Origin of the sequence: Sphingomonas sp. SUN039 (assembly GCF_024758725.1) — a bacterium.
In the GTDB taxonomy this organism is placed as follows: Bacteria; Pseudomonadota; Alphaproteobacteria; order Sphingomonadales; family Sphingomonadaceae; genus Sphingomonas_O.
Window position 1 is genome coordinate 2,428,184 of sequence record NZ_CP096972.1, and the last position, 21,253, is coordinate 2,449,436.

A 21,253-nucleotide genomic window follows, 5' to 3' on the forward strand; every position below is an offset into this window, starting at 1 on the left:
CCAGCATTAATGCCGCATCACCCATAACGATGACAGGGGCCGATTTTTCCGAGATCGACCGCGATGGTACGCGGACGCTGGTGTTCACCGGCGCGCTCACCCTGTCGCAGTTGGGCGAATTGCCCAATCGGCTGGAGAACGACCCGCCGCACGCCGCCACCATCGACCTGTCGGACGTCGGTCAGATGGACACCATCGGGGCCTGGGTCGTCCACCGTCTGTCGCGCGACACCGGCGCAACGATTACTGGAGCAAGTGCCGATAACGCCCATCTGATTGCCCAGGTTTCGCGCAGCGACACCCCGATGAAAGTGCGCCCGGACCATGTCCTGCCGCTGGTGCGTGTGCTCGGCGAGATCGGCGAGGCGACGCAGATCGCCGGGCGGACCCTGCTCGGCCTGCTCGGTTTTTTCGGGGCGGTGTGCATCGCCTTTGCCAATGTCATCCGCCACCCGTCGCGGTTCCGACTCGACGCGGTCATCCAGCGGTTCGAGATCGTCGGGGTGAAAGCGTTCGGTATTATCGGTTTGATGAGCTTCCTGATCGGCTTTGTCATCGCGCAACAGGGTGCGGTGCAGCTTCAGCAATTCGGGTTCGAAAGTTTCACGGTCAACCTTGTCGGCCGGATCACCTTTCGCGAACTCGGTGTGTTGATGACCGCGATCATGGTTGCGGGGCGCTCGGGATCGGCGTTCGCCGCCGAACTCGGCACGATGAAGCTGACCGAGGAAATCGACGCGATGCGGACGATCGGCATCTCGCCGAACGAGGCACTGGTCCTGCCGCGCATCATCGCGACCGTGCTGATGATGCCGCTGCTGGGATTTTACGCGTCGATGGTCGCGGTGGTCGGCGGCGGGCTATTCTGCTGGACCGTGCTCGGTATCCAGCCGGTGACCTATATCCAGCGTATCCGCGAAGTCGTGCCCGCGACCGACGTCTATATCGGCCTGATCAAGGCCGTGGTGTTCGGCCTGATCATTTCCGCCTCGGGTTGTTTTCAGGGGCTGCAGGTCGAGGGAAATGCCGAACAGGTCGGGCTTCGCACCACGGCGTCGGTGGTGCAGGCGATCTTCCTGGTCATCGTGCTCGACGCGTTCTTTGCGGTGTTCTTCACCGGGATCGGGTGGAAATGAGCGAGGCCGGCACCCCGCCCGCCCCCGCAACCTCGCCCGCAATCCGGGACGATATCGTCGTTTCGGTCCGCGGTCTGCGGAACAGTTTCGGCGATGCGGTGATCCACGACGGCCTCGACCTCGATGTGCGACGCGGCGAGATCATGGGCGTCGTCGGCGGGTCGGGCACGGGCAAGTCGGTGCTGATGCGCTCGATCATCGGGCTGCAAACCCCCGAAGCGGGCGAAGTCCATGTCTTCGGCGAGGATATGAGCCACGACGACGAGGACGGCAGCATCCGCCGCCGCTGGGGCGTGTTGTTTCAGGGCGGTGCGCTGTTCTCGACGCTGACGGTTGCGGAGAATGTCGAGTTTCCGTTGCGCGAATTCTATCCGAAGCTGTCGAAAACGCTGCTCGACCAGATCGCCGGCTACAAAGTCGAAATGGCGGGCTTGCCGGTCGACGCAGGCCCCAAATACCCGTCCGAACTGTCGGGCGGCATGAAGAAGCGCGCCGGACTCGCCCGTGCGCTCGCGCTCGACCCCGAATTGCTGTTTCTCGACGAACCGACGGCCGGGCTCGATCCCATCGGTGCGGCGGCGTTCGACGAGCTGACCCGCGACCTGCAACGGACGATGGGCCTGACCGTTTTCCTGATCACCCATGATCTCGACACGCTCTATGCCATCTGCGACCGGGTCGCGGTGCTCGCCGACAAAAAGGTTATCGCCGTGGGCACGATCCCCGAGCTGCTCGCGCTCGACCATTCGTGGATCCAGGAGTATTTCAACGGCCCGCGCGGGCGGGCCGCCACAGCGGCGCTCGGCCGACAGGAAAACAAGCCGACTCCAGCCGCTCCCCAGAAAGAAAGTGCTGCCTGATGGAAACGCGATCGAACCAGGTGCTCGTCGGCAGCGTGGTGCTCACCCTGCTCGTTGCCATTGCGCTGTTTCTTGTCTGGCTGTCGGGCGTCTCGGGCGGCAAGACCAAGACCTATGACATTTTCTTCAAGCAATCGGTCGAAGGGCTGGCCACCGGATCGACCGTGACTTTCTCGGGCGTGCCGTCGGGACAGATTACCGGTATCGAGCTGTGGAAAGACAATCCCGAGTTCAAGCGTGTCCGCGTGGAGTTGAAGAACGATACGCCCATCCTACAGGGCACGACTGCAACGATTCTGGGCAGCTTTACCGGGCCGTCGACGGTCGTGCTCGACGGGGCGATCAAAGGCGCACCGCCGATCACCGATCCGGGGCCGGCGGGTGTGCCGGTGATCCCGACCAAACGCGGCGGCCTCGGCGCGTTGCTCAATTCTGCCCCGCAGTTGCTCGAGCGCATTTCGACGCTGACCGAGCGGCTGACCGAAGTGCTCAACGACAAGAACCAGAAGTCGTTTTCGGGCATTTTGGCCAATGTCGACAAGCTGTCGGGCGACCTCGCCAACCGCGGGCCGGAGATTGCCGCGACCATCGCCGAAACGCGGGTTGCCGTGCAGAAAGCAGGCGATGCGGCCGAAAAAATCGGCAATCTCGCGCAAACCGTCGACGGGCAGTCGGGTCCGCTGATTACCGACCTGCGCAGCGCCATTGCCTCGGCCAACCGCAGCATGACGACGCTCGACGCGACGCTGAAGGACGCCCAGCCCGGCGTGCAGGCCTTTTCCAAACAGACCCTGCCCGAAATCGGGCAGCTCGTCCGCGATCTGCGGGTCATGGCCGAAAGCCTGACGGCGGTGGCTGGCAAGATCGATCAGGGTGGCGCCGGCAGCATTATCGGCAGCCCGCGCCTGCCCGACTACAAGCCTAAAGGAGACCGCAAATGATCCGTCCGGCTGCGATATGCGGACTCTTGTTGCTCGGCGGGTGCGTCAGCTTCGGGGGCAAGCCGCCCAAGATGCTGATGACGCTGACCACCTCGGCGACGGTCCCGACCGATGCGGTCCGGCAGGCTTCTGCCGAGAATACCGTGCTCATCCTGACGCCCACCGCCAATGCTGCCGTCCAGACGGTGCGGATACCGGTCTATGACGGCACCGCGCTCGCCTATGTCGCCGATGGTGCGTGGAACGAGCCGCCGGTACGCGCGATCCAGCGGCTGCTGTCCGAGACGGTGACGGCGCGGACGGCCAAGATCGTGCTCGATCCCCGCCAATTCGGTGCCAGCCCCGCCATGCGGCTGTCGGGTCAGCTCCAGCGCTTCGGGATCGACCCGAACGCCATGCAGGCGGTGGCAACTTTCGACGCGCAACTGTCGCGCGAGGGCGGGCGGGTCGAAACCCGGCGTTTCGAGGCACGCGCGCCGCTTGCCGCCGTCGATGCGGCACAGGCCGGAACCGCGCTCAACCGCGCGGCCAACGATCTGGCCATGCAGGTCGCCGATTGGGTAAAATAGCACCGCGGAAACATCTGGTGGAGCTGAGCGGGATCGAACCGCTGACCTCGTCATTGCGAACGACGCGCTCTCCCAACTGAGCTACAGCCCCTCACCAGATCTATCGCGTGCCGCATGGGGGCGGCGTCGCGGAGGCGGACCCCATAACGAGGGCGTGGCGGCGATGCAACGCCCTGTTTGTGCCGTGCTATTTCGCCGCGACCCGCCAGATGCGGTTGCCGACATCGTCGGCGACGAGCAGGTCGCCCTTGCTGCGCGCGATCACCCCGACCGGGCGACCCTGCGCCTGACCGTCCTTGTCGAGAAAGCCGGTCAACACGTCGCGCATCGGTCCTTCGGGGAAGCCGCGCGCGTTGAAGCCGACGAACACGACCTTGTAGCCCGACGGCGGCTTGCGGTTCCACGATCCGTGCTGGCCGATGAACGCCCCCTTTTGAAAGGCACCGAGCGACCCGAATGCGAGGCCCAGCGACGCGGTATGCGCCCCCAGCGCATAGTCGGGACGGCGGGTATATTGCAGCAGGTCGGGCCGGTCCTCAGCGCGTTCGTCGCGATAGCCGCCCCAATAGGTGTAGGGCCAGCCGTAGAACGCCCCGAAATCGGCACGCGTCAGATAATCGGGCGCAAGGTCGCCGCCGAGCATGTCGCGCTCGTTGACGACGGTCCACAGCGATTTGCTCTGCGGCTCCCACGCCATGCCGACCGGATTGCGAAGCCCCGCCGTCCACACGCGGAGCGCCTTGGTCGCAAGGTTGAGCTCGAGGATATTGGCACGGTTATCCTCGGCATCCATGCCGCCCTCGGCGATATTCGACGAGGAGCCGACCGAAATGAACAGCGACTGGTTATCGGGCGCGGCCACCACGTTTTTCGCCCAATGGTTGCCGCCGCCGGGGAGCGACATCACTTTTTTGGGGGTCGCGCCGATCTTCGTCTCGCCCGCAACATAGGGTACGACAACCAGTGCATCGTGGTTGCCAATGTAAAGCTGGTCGCCGACCAGCGCCATGCCGAACGGCGAATTGAGGCCGGTCAGAAACGGCGTCTTTACCTCGGCGACACCGTCGCCGTCGGCATCGCGGAGCAACGTGATGCGGTTGGCGCTCGGGACGCCTGCGCCGGCGTAACCCATCAGCGTCGTCATGACCCAGCCGGTGATGCCGCCGCCTTCGCGCGGCGGCGAATTGGTCTCGGCAACCAGCACATCGCCGTTGGGGAGTTCGTACATCCAGCGCGGATGGTCGAGGTCGCGCGCGAACGCGGCGACCGTCAAACCGGCTGCGGCAACCGGCGCGGCCGTGCCGGTCCAGCCGACCGGCTTGGCAAGGCTCACCGTCGGCACCTTCTCCGTGCGGGCCGGTGTGATCTTCGGTCTGGTCCCCGACACGGCCTCGACCGGCAGTAACGCCGGCACCCCGCGCGAAAGATACCAGAGAGCCCCCGCGCCGATGAGCACGAGCAGCAGGACGGACGAGAGGATTTTGGCGCGAAAGGTCATGATGCCCGATATGGCAATCACTTGCTCGCAGCGCCACCCTCTGGATCAACAATCGGCGGATGCAGCCGCAGCCGGGTAGCCCGGCGGGTGTCGCCCTCGGTCACCTCGATCCGCCAGCCGCTGTCATGCATCAGCATTTCGCCCGGCTGCGGCACATGACCTGCCAGCATGAAGGCCAGACCGCCGATGGTGTCGACATCCTCGTCGATAACGGCCAAGCGTGGATCGACGGTCTCGGCAATGTCTTCGAGCTCGGCTCGTGCATCGGCGTCCCACATCCCGTCCTCGAGCTGGACCAGCTGCGGCACGACCGCGTCGTCGGTTTCGTCCTCGATATCGCCGACGATTTCCTCGACCAGATCCTCGATCGTCACCAGTCCCTCTGTCCCCGAATATTCGTCGATGACGATCGCAAGGTGGACACGCTGGGCGCGCATTTCGGCGAGCAAGTCGAGCACGCCCATCGATTGCGGCACATAGAGCGGCTGACGGATCAGCCCCGATATCGTCTCGGGGAACGGTTCGCCGCGCGCCAGCAGCGCAAAGGCGTCCTTGATGTGGATCATGCCGACGACCTGGTCGAGGCTGTCGCGATAGACCGGCAGGCGGCTGTGCGGCGCGTCGGCCAGAACCGCGACCAGTTCGGCGAAGGTCGAAGTCTCGGGGATCGCGACGATATCGGCGCGCGGCACGCCCACATCGTCGACGGTGCGCTTGCCGAAGCTCAGCAGATTGCGGACCATCTGGCGCTCGACCGGGGACAGGTCGCCCTTCTCGTCGGGAGCGGGATCGTCCTCATGCTCGTCGATCGCTTCTTCGATCTGTTCGCGCAGGGTCGGCTCGGGGCCGTCGCCGAACAGCGAGCGGACCGTATTCCACAGGCCGCTCTCGCGGCTACTATCGCCTTCTTTCATTGGGGGGTTTCGTGGTCCTCATAGGGGTCGTGCAGACCCAGCGCGGACATGGCGGCCCGCTCGATATCTTCCATCGCCTCGGCCTCCGCGTCGTCGATATGGTCGTACCCTAACAGATGGAGGACCCCATGCACAATCAGATGCGCGGCATGATCCGCCAGCGGCACCCCCTTCTCGGCCGCCTCGCGCGCGCAGGTCTCGTAGGCAAGGACGATATCGCCGAGCAGCACTTCGCCGTCGTCAGTGTTGCCAAGCGTCTCGATCAGGTCGGGCTGGACCATCGGGAAGGACAGGACATTGGTCGGCTTGTCCTGCTGGCGATACTGGAAGTTTAGCGTGCGGACCTCGGCGTCGGACGTGAGGCGGACAGCGATTTCGACGGTCGCAGCGGTTTCGGCCAGCGCTGACTGTACACTGGCAGATATCGCCGCTTCGACCGCCTTATCCGAAAGACTTTCCCAATCCGCTTCGGGCCAAGGGTCTTCGCGCAGGGCAGCAACCTCGATCACCCACCCCCCTCATACGCCTCGACGATCCGCCCCACCACCGGATGCCGCACGACGTCGCCGATGCCGAAGCGGACCGTGCCGATGCCCTCGATCCCCTCCAGCTTGCCGACCGCGTCGTTCAGGCCCGATTCCTGGCCCTTGGGCAGGTCGGTCTGGTTGGGATCGCCGCACACCACCATGCGGCTGTTCTGGCCGAAGCGGGTGAGGAACATCTTCATCTGCGCGGGCGTGGTGTTCTGCGCCTCGTCGAGGATGATGAACGATTCCGCGAGCGTCCGCCCGCGCATGAAGGCGATCGGCGCGATCTCGATTTCACCGCTGGCGATGCGCCGCTCGACCTGTTCGGCGGGCAGGCAATCGTAGAGCGCATCGTACAGGGGCCGCAGGTACGGATCGACTTTTTCCTTCATATCGCCGGGCAGGAAGCCGATCTTCTCGCCTGCCTCGACGGCGGGGCGCGACAGGATGAGGCGGTCGACGCTGCCAGTGATAAGCTGCGACACGGCCTGTGCGACCGCGAGATAGGTCTTGCCCGTCCCCGCCGGTCCCAGTGCGAAGATGATGTCGTGCGCGATCAGCGCTTCCATATAGCGCGTCTGCGTCGCCGAGCGCGGGACAATCGTTTTCTTGCGCGTGCGGATCATGATGCTCGGCGGCGTCGCCACATCATGGCGGATGATGCCATCGAGCGTCGGTTCGGCAGACATTGCGATCACCGCATCGACTTCGCCGGTATCGATGTCCTGCCCCTGCACCACGCGGTTGTAGAGGCCGGTCAGTACGTCGCGCGCCCGCGCGCACGCTGCCGCCTCGCCCTCGATTTGGAGCTTGTTGCCGCGCGCCGCGATATAGACGCCCAGCCGGTTCTCGATGGCGACGAGGTTGCGGTCGTATTCGCCGAGCACCCGCGCGAGCAGTTGCGGCTTGTCGAACATGACTTCGATGCGGCTGCGGTCGCCGAGCGCGGCGGGAATGGGCTTTTTCGGCACTCAGGCGGCCAGTTTCATAGGAGCAGTACCTCGCAGGCTATTGGGTCCGGCATGGGTCAGGTCGACCTCGACGAGGTCGCCGATTTTGAGCGTCGGATCGACGACATGCACCGATTGAAGCCAGGGCGACTTGCCGAGCATCTGCCCCGCAATCTTGCCCTTGCGTTCGATCAGCACGCTGGTGCGGCGACCGACGCTGGCGGTGTTGAACGCATATTGCTGTTCGTTGAGCAGCGCCTGCAGTCGTTGCAGCCGCTCGTCCATCACCGCTTTCGGCACCTGCGCGTCCATCGTCGCGGCGGGCGTGCCGGGGCGCGGGCTATAGGCAAAGCTGAATGCCTGTGCGTAGTTCACGGCACGGACGATGTTCAGCGTCTCCTCGAACTCGGCACCGGTTTCGCCCGGAAATCCGACAATGAAGTCGCCCGAGATCGCGATATCGGGGCGCGCCTCACGGACGCGCTCTATCAGGCGGAGATAGGATGCGGTGTCATGGCTGCGGTTCATCGCTTTCAAGACGCGGTCGCTGCCCGACTGCACCGGCAGATGGAGGAACGGCATCAGCTTTTCGACGTCGCGGTGCGCATCGATCAGCCCTTGGCGCATGTCGTTCGGGTGGCTCGTCGTATAGCGGATGCGCGCCAGCCCGGGGAGCTTGTCGAGCGCCACGATCAGGTCATGCAGGCCCCGCCCCGCATCGTCCCAAGCATTCACATTTTGCCCGAGCAGCGTGATTTCCCTCGCGCCGCCATCGACCAGCGCGCGCGCCTCGTCGAGAACCGCCTCGAACCCGCGCGAGACTTCGGCCCCGCGTGTGTACGGCACCACGCAATAGGTGCAGAATTTGTCGCAGCCTTCCTGCACCGTCAGGAACGCCGAGGGGCGGCCTGGGCCGCGCGTCGGCAGCGCATCGAACTTGGATTCGGCAGGCATGTCGGTGTCGATCTGCGCCTTGCCCCTCGCGCGCGCCTCGGCGAGCAGCGCGGGCAAGCGGTGATAGGCCTGAGGGCCGACCACGACATCGACGTCCCTCGCGCGCTTCGCGACCTCGGCCCCTTCGGCCTGTGCGACGCAGCCCGCGACCGCGATCATCGGTCGCGTCCCGTCGTCGCGGCGCAGCGCGCCGATCTCCGAATAGACCCGGTGTACCGCGCGTTCGCGGATGTGGCAGGTGTTGAGCACCACGACATCGGCGCTGTCGGCATCGGTCGCCGCCGTCATGCCCTCGGCGCTCAGCAACTCGCCCATGCGGTCGCCGTCATAGACGTTCATCTGGCAGCCGAAGGATTTGACGTGGTAAGTCTTGGGAGAAGTCATTGCGCCTGTCATAGCGCCGCCGCCACCGAAGCTGAACTGCTTTCGTCGAGGCTTCCGGCGATACCCGAAGCCCAGGCCGCATGACCGATAAAGGTTTCGACCGTTCGTCCGAGCACGGCCGCCAGCGCCGCTTCGATACGCGTCCGCGCCTCGGCAGCAATCGCCTTGCGCCCCGGAAAATCGACCGGCGAAAACGGGTCGAGAAAATTGACCCCGACGCGAAAGCTGCCCGGCCGTGCCAGCACGCGCAAGGCGTTGTGCTGGCCGGCCTCGTCCCCCAGCCAGCCGATGTCGGGGCCGTCCGCGCCGTAATCGAGCATCAACGGCTGCACCACGACACCCGGCGGTGGCGGCTCCAGGATCTTGAGCAACGAAGACTTGAACGGCAGCAGCGACCGCCCGTCGTCGGTGGTCCCTTCCGGAAAAATCGTCACCGACCAAGTGTCGGCCAGCGCCTCGCGGAGCCGCTCGATCTGGTCGCCCACGCCCGTACGGTCTTCGCGCGTGACGAATACGGTGCGGTTCAGCGTCGACAGCCAGCCGACCACCGGCGCGTTGCGGATCTCGGCCTTGGCGACGAACGCGCTCCCGCTGGCACCCGCAATGACGAGTATGTCGATCCAGCTGACATGGTTGGAGATGAACACCACATTGCGTCGAACGGGGATGCCCGACCGGTCCGCCCGCGCGCCCGCAATCCAGCCGGTCCAGCCGAGGAACAGCCGTGGCCAGGGCGACGACTGCCGCAGAGCGCGCCACAGGTAATGCAGGACGATCAGCGGGAGCAGGATCGCCACGATCCCGGTGGCGCGAACGCCGATCCGGGTCCAGCCCATCGGCGATATCGGCGGCGGATTGCCCGCCGCAGCCGCGAGCCGTTCCGGACTGAAAGCGGGTCGGTCAGGCCGGGCGGTCGAGGGCGACGCCATAGAGCTCCATGCGATGGTCGACGAGCCGGAATCCCAGCTTTTCGGCAATCTGCTTTTGCAGGGCCTCGATCTCGGGATCGACGAACTCGATGACTTTCCCGGTTTCGACATCGATCAGATGATCGTGATGCGCCTCGGCGGCGGCTTCATAGCGCGCGCGCCCGTCGCCGAACTCGTGACGTTCGAGGATGCCCGCCTCTTCGAAAAGGCGGACCGTGCGATAGACGGTGGCAATCGAAATGCCGGGGTCGATCGCCGACGACCGCGCGTGCAGCGCCTCGACATCGGGGTGGTCGTCGGCCTCCGACAGGACGCGCGCGATGACACGCCGCTGCTCGGTGATGCGAAGGCCCTTTTCGGCGCAGAGCGCCTCGATATCGATTCTACGATGCATTGCGGCGACGCTAGCCGAAGCCTGCGCCGCCGCAAAGTGCATTAACAGGGAGCCGGGGCGGATTACTTCGCCTTGCGACGGCCCTTGGTGCCGAGACCGATGCTCTTGGCGAGCGTGCGGCGCTGTTCGGCATAGTTGGGCGCAACCATCGGATAGTCCGACGGCAGGCCCCATTTGGCGCGATACTGGTCGGGCGTCATGCCGTAATGCGTCATCAGGTGGCGCTTGAGCATCTTGAGCTTCTTGCCGTCCTCGAGGCACACGACATAGTCGGGCTTGATCGACGAACGGATCGAGACGGCGGGCTCCTGCTTGGGTTCGGGCACGACCGGCGCCGGGCCGGCCAGCGCCGCCAGAGCACCATGGACGTTGGAAATCAGGGTCGGCAAGTCGTTGACCGCGACGCTGTTGTTGCTGACGTGCGCGGCGACAATGTCGGCGGTCAGCGTGATGAAGGTTTCCTGCATTTCGTTTTCGTCGGCCATGAGCCAATCCGATCCTTGTTTTCAAATGACGAACATTACTGTCCGCGAGATGAGTCTGCGGCCAATAATGGCGCTATAGGCGTGTCGTCTGAACTATTGCTGTCCAAATTTAGCGCAAGGACAGCCGATAGGTCAGCGCGTCGCGCCGAACTCCGTTACCTGCCCGATAATAGTCCCGCCGAACACCGACCTGTCGCAAGCCGAATCTTTCGTAAAAATCTATGGCGGGATTGTCGCTGCGAACTTCGAGGAAATAACTTGTCGCGTTCGATGTTGTGGCCGTGTCGATGCTGTGCTGCAACAAGGCCCGGCCGATCCCTTGGCCGCGTGCTTCGGGTGCGACCGCAAGCAGCATCAGCTCGGCTTCGTCGATTACCGTGCGAAGCAGGGCAAAGCCGACCGGCGCAGCGTTCCTGGCGATCAGCAAATGTGCGCCCGGCATCGCCAGCACACCGGTGCATTGTGCCGCTGTCCACGCCTCGCCGAACTGCGGGTCGAAAGCGCTGACCATGACTGTCATCGCGTCGGCGAGTCCTTCGATGCCGTGCGAGGTGATGACCGTCATGTCGCGATCATTGGCTTGGCATCCGCTCCCCGCCCGTAAAGCGGCACCGGCGGCAACGCGGCAAGACCGGGCGGCAACAGGATCGTTGCCCGCGCGTCCGGCGCAATGTCTAGGCACTGGGCCCGCACGCCGGCGGCAACGAGGCGCGCCGCCGCGTTGCCGATAATCCGGTCCGCGCAAATGCCGGACACCGCGGCATCGAACGGCATCGACCGGACAGGATCGATCTCGCGCAGCGGATCGCCGCCATAGCGCCCGACGAACAGCTCGCCGTGCCCGCCCTCGATCGCCACCACCGTGTCCGCGCGTCCGCCGTCGGTCGCCGCCAGCAGTGCCAGCGACGCGTAACCCGCAACCGGCACGTCCCAGGCAAAACCCAGCGCGCGTGCCGCCGCAACACCGACCCTGATCCCGGTAAAGCTGCCCGGGCCGACATCGACGAGAATCGCATCGCCGCGCCCGCCGTCAGGGAGCGCGGCGATCATCGGTAGCAATCGCTCTGCATGCCCGCGCCCGACGACGACATGATCCGATGCAACGACGCGCCCGTCTTCGATCAGCGCGACCGAACAGGCAGAAGTCGCCGTCTCGATGGCCAGCAGCCTCACAGTACCGTGTTGAAGCGCCCGAATCCCGGTCGCGGCAGCCGCCCGAAGATGGTCGAGGGGTCGCCATGCCCAAGCGTCGAAATGAAGTTCGACCTGACCGGCGTCCCTGCGAAGAATTCGGCATCGACAGCGGCATTGTCGAAACCCGACATCGGTCCGGTGTCGAGGCCCAGCGCCCGCGCCGCCATAATAAAATAGGCACCCTGCAACGACGAGTTCCGCATCGCGGTGGCGGCAATCACGGCATCGTTTCCGGTGAACCAGCTGCGCGCATCAGCAGGCGGGAACAGGTCGGGCAGTTGTTCGTAGAATTCCATGTCCATGCCCACGATCACGGTCACGGGGGCGGCGAGGATCTTCGGCCCGTTGGTCCCGCCTGCATGTGCCGCGAGCCGCGCCTTGGCGGCGTCGCTCTCGCACCACACCAGCCGCGCGGGCAGGCAGTTGGCCGAGGTCGGCCCGAATTTCATCACTTCCCAGATCGCGTCCATTTCGGCGCGGGTGACCGGTTCGTCGGTATAGCCGTTATAGCTGCGCGCGGTGCGGAACAGCTGGTCGAGCGCAGCGTCGTCGAGTTTGGGCATCGGAACTCCGGAAAAATGGCGATCAGACAGCGAGGACTTCGGTGACCTCGGGCACATAATATTTGAGCAGCGATTCGATGCCGCCCTTCAGCGTAGCCGAGGACGAAGGACAGCCCGAGCACGCGCCCTGCAACTGCAGATAGACCTTACCCTCGCGGAACCCGCGATAGACGATGTCGCCGCCATCGCTCGCGACTGCAGGGCGGACCCGCGTTTCGATCAGATCCTTTATCTGGTCGACAATGTCAGCGTCAGCAGGGTCATCGGCAAAGTTGTCTTCGACAGGGACCGCAATTCCCGACGCACTCGCGGGCTTGAACAACGGCATGTTCGCCGAAAAATGGTCGAGCAGGACGTTCAGCACATCGGGCTTCAGTTGCGCCCACGCCACACCCGGCGCAGCGGTCACCGACACAAAGGCATGACCGAAGAACACCCCGGTCACATCGCCCAGCCCGAACAGCGCCTCAGCCAGCGGCGAGCTCTCCGCCTCCTCGGGCGTCGCGAAATCGCGCGTGCCCATATCCATGACGGTGCGACCCGGCAGGAATTTCAGCGTCGCAGGATTGGGCGTCGTTTCGGTTTCGATCAGCATGGGTGCCATGTGGGCTGTAAGTCGCAATGTATCAAGCGCCCGGTCCATGCGTCATCTGTAACCGGCGATGTCGCACGCTCGTAACCGCTTCACAGGTAGCAAAGAAGCGGCCTGCACAGATGGAGAGATGCAATGATCCTCAAGGCAGTTATGGCCCTTGCCCTTGTCGCTGCCGCCGGCCCGTCGCTGGCCCAGATGAAATCGGGCGATGCCATGTCGAGCGGCGATGCGATGATGGCGTCCGGCGACAAGATGGCCGCGATGAAGCCCATGACGAAAGCCGAAAAGGCCGTAATGGCAAAATGCGCCAAAATGACGCCCGCAGCCGCTAAGAAGAATGCACAGTGCGCCAGACATTCGGCGATGCATCCCGCATCGCAAATGTAGCTATTTCGACTGCGACCGCCCCGGTTCCGGGGTGAGAACCGCAGCGAGATGCGGACGGTCCGTTTCCCTTGCCGGACCGTCCGCCCTTGGCGCGTTCATCCGAGGCGCGCGCCAATCGTCCGCAAATCCTCGACGAACCGCGCATATTCCTCCCGCGCGGCACCTGCGTCCTCGATCCGCAGCAGATAGCTTGGATGGATCGTGATCCACGCCTCACCGCCGTCGGACAGTTCGAGGGCGCGACCGCGTTCGCGTGAGATCGTCATGACCTTGCCGAACAGGCTGCGCGCCGCCGTCGCGCCCAGCGCCACCGTCACGCGGGGCCGCACGATGTCGCGCTCCTGATCGATCCACCAGCGACACGCCTCGATTTCGCCCGCACCCGGCTTCGCATGGATGCGCCGCTTGCCCCGTTGCTCGAACTTGAAGTGCTTGACCGCGTTGGTGACATACGCCCGCGTCCGATCGACGCCGGCCTCGGCCAGTGCCCGGTCGAACATCTGCCCTGCAGGCCCGACAAAGGGACGACCCGCCAGATCCTCCTGATCCCCCGGCTGCTCGCCGATGAACATCAGCGGCGCGTCGACCGGCCCCTCGCCGAACACCGTCTGCGTCGCGGGCTTCCACAACGGGCAACGGGTGCAGCCCAGCGCTTCCTCGCGCAGCGCGTCCCACGCGATCACGCTGTTGCCACCGCGTTCCTGTGCCCGTTCGATCATGCCGCTTTCCCGTGCCTGTGCCGCTGCCAATAGCTGCGGCACCAACGCGGTTTCGGGCATGTTTTTCCAGTATTTGCGCGGCATTTCCTTGAGCATCGCGCCGACCTTCACCCGCGCGGGGTTGAAGATGCTGGCGTAATAGGTCTTCCACACCTCCTCGACCGGATCGCCATCGGGCGCGTCCGCCTTCGACGCCCCCGGCCCCTCCGTCAGCTTCTTGCCGTCCCAATGGATCGACACTTCGGGCGTCAGGATCGACCATTTCATACTTGTGAAGCGGCGGACGAAGAATCCTGCATTGGCGCGAACGATGTGGTGATCGGGCTCGAACCAAGCCACATAGACTCCGTTCAGTTCGCGAAACCGCACGAAGGCGCGCATCTTGTGGATGTCGCGCCGCACCGCCTTGGCCAGTTCTTCGCAGCGGCGCACTAATGGATCGGCATGGTCGTGGATCAGCGCCTTCTGGTCCTGCAACCGCCACAGCAGCGTATAGAGCAGGGCAAAGCGTTCGGGGTCCGAATGGCACACGACGCTTTGTGCCAGCTCGACGAAATTGCGCGGCACAGACAGCGTGCCGGTTGCGGCGGTGGTGGGCACCGCCTCGCCAAACAAATCCGCTTCGCCGCTCGTCCACACCACCGCCTCGGGCGGGACACCGTTCAGGATCAGCGCCCGCGCGACATCGCGCCACCCGTCGAAATCGTCGGGTTCCGACAAGGTAACAGCACGGAGCGTGCTGGCTATTCCTTCTCCTCCTTCTCGGTCGGGTCGGTCGCTGCCGCCTTCTTCGCCTCGGCCGGTTTGCGCGCCTCGAAAACCTTCGCCAGCCGCGCCTCGTCGGCGTCGCTCAACAGCTCCGCCGCCATCGGGAAGACTTCTTCCTCTTCCTCGGTGATATGGTGGTCGTAACGGGTGCGCAGCTTGTCGAACTCGCGCCGCCAAGCCGTGCCGTCGGTCTTGAGTCCGTAAAGCGTCGTCAGCATGTCCTCGAGTTCCTTGTGCTCGCTGACCGAGTGGCGCGCTTCCTCCTGCAATTCGGGATCGGCGAGCATCGTCGCGTAGAGCGACTGCTCCTCGGCGGCGGCGTGGCCCGACACATCGACGCGGAACGCCTCGATCAGCTCTGCCCGCTTGTCCGCATCGCCCGCGGCGTCTGCGATTTCAGCGAGCAATTCGCGGTGACGGTCGTGATCGGCTTTCAGATCGTCGAAGATGCTGGCGCTGGCCATGGGGGTCCTCCTGTTTCGGCAGAGGAACGGTCGATCCGCGAATTAGGTCCGCAGCCGCCATCCCGTGCGGAAGATGAAGGCGATCACGCTGATACAGGCCACCAGAAACAGCGCCAGCATCCCCGCCGCGACGCCGATGTTCACGTCCGATTTGCCGTAGAAGGTCCAGCGCAGCCCGTTCACCAGATAGACGATGGGGTTGAACAACGTCACCGTCCGCCACGGTTCGGGCAGCATGTCGATCGAATAAAAGGTGCCGCCCAGAAACGTCATCGGCGTGATGATCATCAGCGGCACGACCTGCAATTTCTCGAACCCGTCGGCCCAGCAGCCGAGGATGAAGCCGAACAGGCAGAAACTGACCGTGATGAGCACGAGGAATACCGCGGCCCAAATGGAATGCTCGATATGGAACGGCACGAACAGCCGCGCGGTGGCCAGGATGATGAGCGCGAGAATGAATGACTTGGTCGCCGCCGCGCCGACATAGCCGATCACCGTCTCGACAGCGCCGATGGGTGCAGACAGCACTTCGTAGATCGTGCCGGTGAAGCGCGGCATGTAGAAACCGAAGCTCGCGTTCGAGATGCTTTCGCTGAGCACCGTCAGCAGCATCAGCCCGGGGATGATGAACGCGCCGTACGGCACTCCGCCGACCTCGGCCATGCGCCCGCCGATGGCCGAGCCGAACACGACGAAATAGAGCGAGGTGGTCAGCACCGGCGTGAAGATCGACTGGAACAGCGTGCGGCGGAAGCGCGCGAGCTCGAACATGTAGATTGCGCGGATCGCGTGCCAATTTACGCTCAAAGCGTTCATGCCCGCTTCTCCACCAGATCGACGAATATGTCTTCGAGCGAGGACCGGTGCGTGTCGAGCGTCGTGAAATCGACGCCCGCCGCGTCGAGTGCCTTCACGAATTTGGCGACACCGCGCGTTTCGGCCTCCTCGGCGGTGACCGCGTAGGTCAGCTTCTGCCGATCCTCGCTCAGCGTCACCGGCCAGTCGTCGAACACGCCCGGCAGCGCGTCGATGGGCGCGGCGAGGCCCACCACCACTTCCGACTTGCCGAGTTTTGCCATCAGCGCGGCTTTCTCCTCGACCAGGATCAGTCTGCCCTTGTCGATCACGCCGATGCGGTCGGCCATTTCCTCGGCCTCCTCGATATAATGCGTGGTCAGGATGATGGTGACGCCGTCATCACGCAGCCGCCCGATCATCGCCCACATGTCGCGGCGGAGTTCCACGTCCACGCCCGCCGACGGCTCGTCGAGGAACAGCAGGTCGGGCTCGTGCGCCAGCGCCTTGGCGATCAGCACGCGGCGCTTCATCCCGCCCGACAATTGCATGATTTTCGCGTCGCGCTTGTCCCACAGCGACAGCGATTTGAGCACACGCTCGACCGTCCCGGGCGAACGCGGCTTGCCGAACAGCCCGCGAGAAAAAGCGACGGTGTCGCCGACCGTCTCGAACATGTCGGTCGCCAGCTCCTGCGGCACCAACCCGATCCGCCCCCGCGCCGCCCGCCATCCGTCGCGCATGTCGATGCCGTCGAAAGCGATCGTCCCACCGGTGGGGTTCACCAGCCCGCACACCGCGCCAATGAGCGTCGTCTTCCCCGCCCCGTTCGGCCCGAGCAACGCAAAAATCTCCCCCCGCACGATGTCGAGTGACACGTCGTCGAGCGCGACATGGCCGCCCGCATAGGTTTTGGAGAGGGCGGTGATGGAGAGGATGGGGGGCATGGTGGGGGCTTTAACTTATGGCTGACGCTCGTCTAGTTCGGCAAAGTTAAGCTTCGAACCGGCTGCATCGATAAACATCATGGTCTGAAAGGCACTTCTGAAGTTCTGACTGGCACGTCGTAGCCCCTTGCAGCTAGAAACGCCTGAACGCTCTTGGCGGTCAAAAGTTGATCGGGTCCAGGCCCGATCCGCACGGCAGTGATCGGCAACCGCTCGGAGCTGCTGCCGACGACGATGAAAGGCACAATCTTGTTTTTGGAAACCCGAAATTGGAGGGCCGAAGGATCGACTTTCCGCTGAATCACAAAGCGCCATTCTCGCTCATCTTGAAAACCGATATGTTTGAAGCGCGGCAGCAATGCCGAAACCCGTGAGCGCAGCTCGTCATATTTTTCCGCGGCGGTCAGGCTACCCACTAAATCGTCGAGGTCAGCGATCGCGCTTAGCTGCTCTTCAAGAGCGCTATGAACCTTGTTTACGGTGGAATATTTTGAGTAGCTCACTCGGAGGAATTTTGCCTCGTCGGACTTCAAGCGGCCAGCCAGGCTTGCCCGACCGAATGTGATACTGACACCCTGTTCAGTACCACCGTATCCACGCCACTGGCTGAGATTGTCGTCATCCCGACAGAAACAAGCAACGTAGGTATTGGGTCGTTCTCCATCGTTCAGCTCTTTGAAAACGCGTTTCAGCATTGAGGACCAAGCCTTCAATGTCGTCTCCGAAGACAACTTTTGTATGACTCGCTCTGACACGCTCAGGGCGTGCTCAAGTTCTGCACGATCATTCAAAAACGAGGCATTGGAAGCCCAAAGGGAGCCAGATTCAACTATCCCTTTCAAGCCTTCAAGTGTTGTATAGTGGCTAATTTCGCGCGGCGGCTTTTCTTTATCGGGTGATTTCAGGCTCACCATAAAACATCCGCCTCCAATTGTCTTTATCGCTCCCTACCCTAGTCGTGTCACCAAAACGAGCCGCTGCTCAAAACAACTCCATCTGCTCCGCCCTCGGCGCAACCACCTCCCGCAGATTGACCCGGTCCAATAGCACTGTCGGCCGCCAGTCCTCGGTTACGATAAACGGCCGCACCTTCGCCACCGACACGGTCAACCTGCCGACATCGTCCAACCGCAACCGCCGCCATTTGCGCGTCGTCAGGATGCGCGCAACCGCCTTAGTGCCGAGGCCGGGGACGCGGAGGAGCATCGACTTGGGCGCGCGGTTGATGTCGACGGGGAAGCTCTCGCGGAATTTGAGTGCCCAGGCGAGCTTGGGATCGATGTCGAGCGGGAGCATGCCGTCGGTGGTCGCGGCCTGCACTTCGCCCGGTGCGAAGCCGTAAAAGCGCATCAGCCAGTCGGACTGGTACAGCCGGTGTTCGCGCATCAACGGGGGGCGTTTGAGTGGCAGCACCGCACTCGCATCGGGGATCGGGCTGAACGCGCTGTAATAGACGCGGCGCATCCCGAATGCGTCGTACAGGCCGCTCGCGCGTGACACGATATCGCTGTCGGTCGCGGCGTCCGCCCCCACGATCATTTGCGTCGATTGGCCGGCGGGGGCGTAGCGCGGCGCGGACTTGTATTTCTTGGTCGCGTCGCGCGCGTCAATGATCGAGGTCTTCATTGCCCCCATCGCGCCTTCGATCCGGCTTGCCGATTTTTCGGGTGCGAGCCGCTTCAGCCCGCCCACCGTCGGCAGCTCGACATTGATCGACACGCGGTCGGCATGCCGCCCTGCCGCCTCGACCAGTTCGGGGTCGGCATCGGGGATCGTTTTCAGATGGATATAGCCTCGGAAATGATAGTCCTCGCGCAACGACCGCGCGACCTCGACCATCTGTTCCATCGTATAATTTGAGCTGCCGATGATGCCCGACGACAGGAACAGTCCCTCGATGTAATTGCGCTTGTAAAAGGCGATGGTGAGGTCGACGACTTCCTTCGCGGTGAAGCGCGCGCGGCGGACGTTGCTGCTCTTGCGGTTGATGCAATAATGGCAGTCGAAGATGCAGCTGTTGGTCAGCAGGATCTTGAGCAGCGAAATGCACCGTCCGTCGGGTGCATAGGCGTGGCAGATGCCTATGCCCTCGGTCGACCCCAGCCCCTTGCCGTCTTTCGAATTGCGCTTGCTCGTCCCCGACGAGGCGCACGACGCATCGTATTTCGCCGCATCGGCGAGGATTTCGAGCTTCTGCCGGACGTCGAGCTGGGCCATGTGTTCGGTATATGTTCCGAAACAGGCTCTGTCGAGAAATTTACAGGGGTTTGAAAAACTTAAGGCCGGAGGTCCGGTGGCACCGCCTCGGCGCGCAGCATGGCCACGGCCTCGTCGAGCGACATCACCCGCTGCCCCTCTTCGCCCAAAGTCCGGATCGCCACCGTGCGCTCCTCTGCCTCGCGCCGCCCGACGACGAGCAGTTGAGGCACCTTCGCCAGCGAATGCTCGCGCACCTTGTAGTTGATCTTCTCGTTGCGGATGTCGGTTTCGACCCTCAGCCCCGCCGCCGTCAGCGCCGCCGCCACTTCGCCCGCATAGCCGTCGGCATCGCTCACGATGGTCGCGACTACGGCCTGCACCGGCGCGAGCCACAGCGGGAAGCGCCCCGCATAATGTTCGATCAAAATGCCGATGAACCGCTCGTACGATCCGAAGATCGCCCGGTGGAGCATCACCGGACGGTGCTTGCCGCCATCCTCGCCCACGTAGCTCGCGTCGAGCCGTTCGGGCAGCACGCGGTCGGACTGGAGCGTCCCTACCTGCCAGGTGCGCCCGATCGCGTCGGTCAGGTGCCATTCGAGCTTCGGCGCGTAGAACGCCCCTTCGCCCGGCAGTTCCTCCCAGCCGTACTCGGCATTTGCCATCCCCGCGCGTGCGACCGCTTCGCGCAGTTCGGCCTCGGCCTTGTCCCAGTCGGCCTCGCTGCCGAAACGCTTCTCGGGCCGCAGCGCGAGCTTCACCGCATAGCTGAAGCCGAAATCCTTGTAGATGCGATCGGCCAGCGCACAGAATGCGCGCGCCTCCTCGACGATCTGGTCCTCGCGGCAGAAGATATGCGCGTCATCCTGCGTGAATTGGCGCACCCGCATCAGGCCGTGGAGGGCGCCGTGGGGTTCGTTGCGGTGGCAGCAGCCGTGTTCGTAGAGGCGCAGCGGCAGGTCGCGGTACGACTTGATCCCCTGGCGAAAGATCAGGACGTGCGCGGGACAGTTCATCGGTTTCAGCGCCATCCAGTCGGCGTCGCCGCTGATCACCGGACCTTCATCCTCGGTGTTCGGCACCTCGTCCGGAATGACGAACATATTCTCGCGATATTTGCCCCAATGCCCCGAAGCCTCCCACTGGCGCGCGTCCATCACCTGCGGGGTTTTGACCTCGCGATAGCCCGCCGCGTCGATGGCCCGGCGCATATAGGATTCGAGCTGGCGCCAGATCGTGAAGCCGTGAGGATGCCAGAAGACGCTGCCATGCGCTTCCTGCTGCAAATGGAACAGGTCCATGTCCTGCCCAAGCCGCCGGTGGTCGCGCTTGGCGGCCTCCTCGAGCCGCGTCAGATGCTCGGCCAGCTGCTTCTTGTTGAGCCAGCCGGTGCCATAGATGCGGCTCAACTGCGGATTGTTCTGGTCGCCGCGCCAATAGGCCCCCGACACGCGCATCAGCTTGAACGCGGCGGGGTCGAGCTTCCCCGTCGAAGGCAGATGCGGCCCCCGGCACATGTCCATCCAGGTGCCCGCGCGATAGACGGTCAGTTCCTCGCCTTGCGGCAGCTCGGCGGCCCATTCGGCCTTGAACGCCTCGCCCTCGGCCTGCCATTTCGCGATCAGGTCGTCGCGGTCCCACACTTCGCGGACCAGCGGCTCGTTGCGGGCGATAATCGCGCGCATCTCGCCTTCGATGGCGGGCAGATCCTCGTCGGTGAACGGGCGATCCTTCGGCGCAAAGTCATAATAAAAGCCGTCGTCGGTCGACGGCCCGAACGTGATCTGCGTCCCCGGGAAAAGGTTCTGCACCGCCTCCGCCAGCACATGCGCGTAATCGTGGCGGGCGAGTTCGAGCGCATCAGCCTCGTCGCGCGCCGTCACCAGCGCGAGCGTCGCATCGGCCTCCAGCGGGCGACCCAGATCGCGCAGTTCGCCGTCGACGCGCGCCGCCAATGCCGCTTTTGCCAGTCCCGGCCCGATGGCCGCTGCAATATCGGCGGGGGTCGTGCCGCGCGCAACTTCGCGCACGGAACCATCGGGCAGGGCGATCTTGAGCATCTCTGACATGTGCGCGCC

General features: G+C 64.1%; 24 protein-coding genes and 1 tRNA gene. 5 read left to right on the top strand and 20 right to left on the bottom strand.

Features of this window, described 5'->3' with window-relative positions; all coding sequences use genetic code 11:
- Positions 1 to 29 precede the first annotated feature (29 nt).
- The 4 genes from M0209_RS11745 to M0209_RS11760 are packed head-to-tail and all read left to right on the top strand — an operon-like array spanning position 30 to position 3,506.
- Positions 30 to 1,136 (top strand): ABC transporter permease, encoded by a 1,107-nt coding sequence (locus M0209_RS11745; protein ID WP_258888453.1) that lies wholly within the window; start codon positions 30 to 32, stop codon positions 1,134 to 1,136.
- Complete coding sequence (locus M0209_RS11750) at positions 1,133 to 1,996, top strand: ABC transporter ATP-binding protein (RefSeq protein WP_258888454.1); 864 nt, start codon at positions 1,133 to 1,135, stop codon at positions 1,994 to 1,996. Before M0209_RS11745 ends, M0209_RS11750 begins: the two co-directional genes overlap by 4 nt.
- The gene (locus M0209_RS11755) at positions 1,996 to 2,937 is read left to right on the top strand and encodes an MlaD family protein (RefSeq protein WP_258888455.1); all 942 of its coding nucleotides are present in this window, start codon (positions 1,996 to 1,998) and stop codon (positions 2,935 to 2,937) included. The genes M0209_RS11750 and M0209_RS11755 overlap by 1 nt, the downstream gene beginning before the upstream one ends.
- On the top strand, positions 2,934 to 3,506 hold the full coding sequence (locus M0209_RS11760) for an ABC-type transport auxiliary lipoprotein family protein (protein WP_258888456.1): 573 nt from the start codon (positions 2,934 to 2,936) through the stop codon (positions 3,504 to 3,506). Before M0209_RS11755 ends, M0209_RS11760 begins: the two co-directional genes overlap by 4 nt.
- Before the next feature lie 15 nt (positions 3,507 to 3,521).
- Here M0209_RS11760 and M0209_RS11765 read toward each other — a convergent pair.
- From M0209_RS11765 to M0209_RS11825, 13 genes are all read right to left on the bottom strand, one after another.
- Positions 3,522 to 3,597, bottom strand: a tRNA-Ala gene (locus tag M0209_RS11765).
- Between the two features lie 96 nt (positions 3,598 to 3,693).
- The gene (locus M0209_RS11770; RefSeq protein ID WP_258888457.1) at positions 3,694 to 5,004 is read right to left on the bottom strand and encodes a sorbosone dehydrogenase family protein; all 1,311 of its coding nucleotides are present in this window, start codon (positions 5,002 to 5,004) and stop codon (positions 3,694 to 3,696) included.
- Between the two features lie 17 nt (positions 5,005 to 5,021).
- Positions 5,022 to 5,918 (bottom strand): hemolysin family protein, encoded by an 897-nt coding sequence (locus M0209_RS11775; protein WP_258888458.1) that lies wholly within the window; start codon positions 5,916 to 5,918, stop codon positions 5,022 to 5,024.
- Positions 5,915 to 6,427, bottom strand: coding sequence for an rRNA maturation RNase YbeY (ybeY, locus tag M0209_RS11780; RefSeq protein WP_258888459.1), 513 nt, complete (start codon positions 6,425 to 6,427; stop codon positions 5,915 to 5,917). The genes M0209_RS11775 and ybeY overlap by 4 nt, the downstream gene beginning before the upstream one ends.
- The gene (locus tag M0209_RS11785; protein ID WP_258889631.1) at positions 6,424 to 7,362 is read right to left on the bottom strand and encodes a PhoH family protein; all 939 of its coding nucleotides are present in this window, start codon (positions 7,360 to 7,362) and stop codon (positions 6,424 to 6,426) included. The genes ybeY and M0209_RS11785 overlap by 4 nt, the downstream gene beginning before the upstream one ends.
- 54 nt (positions 7,363 to 7,416) lie before the next feature.
- Positions 7,417 to 8,733, bottom strand: a complete 1,317-nt coding sequence (miaB, locus tag M0209_RS11790) for a tRNA (N6-isopentenyl adenosine(37)-C2)-methylthiotransferase MiaB (RefSeq protein WP_258888460.1) — start codon at positions 8,731 to 8,733, stop codon at positions 7,417 to 7,419.
- A gap of 8 nt (positions 8,734 to 8,741) precedes the next feature.
- On the bottom strand, positions 8,742 to 9,662 hold the full coding sequence (locus M0209_RS11795) for a 1-acyl-sn-glycerol-3-phosphate acyltransferase (RefSeq protein ID WP_258888461.1): 921 nt from the start codon (positions 9,660 to 9,662) through the stop codon (positions 8,742 to 8,744).
- The gene (locus tag M0209_RS11800) at positions 9,634 to 10,056 is read right to left on the bottom strand and encodes a Fur family transcriptional regulator (protein WP_258888462.1); all 423 of its coding nucleotides are present in this window, start codon (positions 10,054 to 10,056) and stop codon (positions 9,634 to 9,636) included. Before M0209_RS11800 ends, M0209_RS11795 begins: the two co-directional genes overlap by 29 nt.
- Positions 10,057 to 10,118: 62 nt before the next feature.
- Positions 10,119 to 10,541, bottom strand: coding sequence for a MucR family transcriptional regulator (locus M0209_RS11805; protein ID WP_258888463.1), 423 nt, complete (start codon positions 10,539 to 10,541; stop codon positions 10,119 to 10,121).
- 109 nt (positions 10,542 to 10,650) lie between these two features.
- Positions 10,651 to 11,106 carry a ribosomal protein S18-alanine N-acetyltransferase gene (gene rimI / locus M0209_RS11810; protein WP_258888464.1) on the bottom strand — a complete coding sequence of 152 codons (456 nt, stop codon included), beginning with the start codon at positions 11,104 to 11,106 and terminating at the stop codon, positions 10,651 to 10,653.
- Positions 11,103 to 11,714, bottom strand: a complete 612-nt coding sequence (gene tsaB / locus M0209_RS11815) for a tRNA (adenosine(37)-N6)-threonylcarbamoyltransferase complex dimerization subunit type 1 TsaB (RefSeq protein ID WP_258888465.1) — start codon at positions 11,712 to 11,714, stop codon at positions 11,103 to 11,105. Before tsaB ends, rimI begins: the two co-directional genes overlap by 4 nt.
- Positions 11,711 to 12,298, bottom strand: a complete 588-nt coding sequence (locus M0209_RS11820; RefSeq protein ID WP_258888466.1) for a malonic semialdehyde reductase — start codon at positions 12,296 to 12,298, stop codon at positions 11,711 to 11,713. The genes tsaB and M0209_RS11820 overlap by 4 nt, the downstream gene beginning before the upstream one ends.
- A 22-nt stretch (positions 12,299 to 12,320) precedes the next feature.
- Positions 12,321 to 12,893: a NifU family protein gene (locus M0209_RS11825; RefSeq protein WP_258888467.1), complete on the bottom strand. Its 573-nt coding sequence runs from the start codon at positions 12,891 to 12,893 to the stop codon at positions 12,321 to 12,323.
- A 132-nt stretch (positions 12,894 to 13,025) separates the two neighbouring features.
- On the opposite strand from M0209_RS11825, the gene M0209_RS11830 reads away from it, so the two are divergent.
- Entirely contained in the window at positions 13,026 to 13,280 is a 255-nt protein-coding gene (locus M0209_RS11830; protein WP_258888468.1) for a hypothetical protein, read from the top strand.
- Positions 13,281 to 13,375: 95 nt separating this feature from the next.
- Here M0209_RS11830 and M0209_RS11835 read toward each other — a convergent pair whose 3' ends face one another.
- The 7 genes from M0209_RS11835 to thrS all read right to left on the bottom strand — a co-directional run bounded on the left by M0209_RS11835 (position 13,376) and on the right by thrS (position 21,244).
- Positions 13,376 to 14,719 carry a UdgX family uracil-DNA binding protein gene (locus M0209_RS11835; protein WP_258888469.1) on the bottom strand — a complete coding sequence of 448 codons (1,344 nt, stop codon included), beginning with the start codon at positions 14,717 to 14,719 and terminating at the stop codon, positions 13,376 to 13,378.
- A 23-nt stretch (positions 14,720 to 14,742) separates the two neighbouring features.
- The gene (locus M0209_RS11840; RefSeq protein WP_258888470.1) at positions 14,743 to 15,231 is read right to left on the bottom strand and encodes a hemerythrin domain-containing protein; all 489 of its coding nucleotides are present in this window, start codon (positions 15,229 to 15,231) and stop codon (positions 14,743 to 14,745) included.
- Positions 15,232 to 15,273: 42 nt separating this feature from the next.
- Entirely contained in the window at positions 15,274 to 16,050 is a 777-nt protein-coding gene (locus M0209_RS11845; RefSeq protein ID WP_258888471.1) for an ABC transporter permease, read from the bottom strand.
- Complete coding sequence (locus M0209_RS11850) at positions 16,047 to 16,976, bottom strand: ABC transporter ATP-binding protein (RefSeq protein ID WP_258888472.1); 930 nt, start codon at positions 16,974 to 16,976, stop codon at positions 16,047 to 16,049. The genes M0209_RS11845 and M0209_RS11850 overlap by 4 nt, the downstream gene beginning before the upstream one ends.
- Positions 16,977 to 17,053: 77 nt before the next feature.
- Complete coding sequence (locus M0209_RS11855) at positions 17,054 to 17,890, bottom strand: DUF2971 domain-containing protein (RefSeq protein ID WP_258888473.1); 837 nt, start codon at positions 17,888 to 17,890, stop codon at positions 17,054 to 17,056.
- A gap of 67 nt (positions 17,891 to 17,957) precedes the next feature.
- On the bottom strand, positions 17,958 to 19,193 hold the full coding sequence (locus M0209_RS11860) for a putative DNA modification/repair radical SAM protein (protein WP_258888474.1): 1,236 nt from the start codon (positions 19,191 to 19,193) through the stop codon (positions 17,958 to 17,960).
- Between the two features lie 59 nt (positions 19,194 to 19,252).
- Entirely contained in the window at positions 19,253 to 21,244 is a 1,992-nt protein-coding gene (thrS, locus tag M0209_RS11865) for a threonine--tRNA ligase (RefSeq protein WP_258888475.1), read from the bottom strand.
- Positions 21,245 to 21,253: the final 9 nt, after the last annotated feature.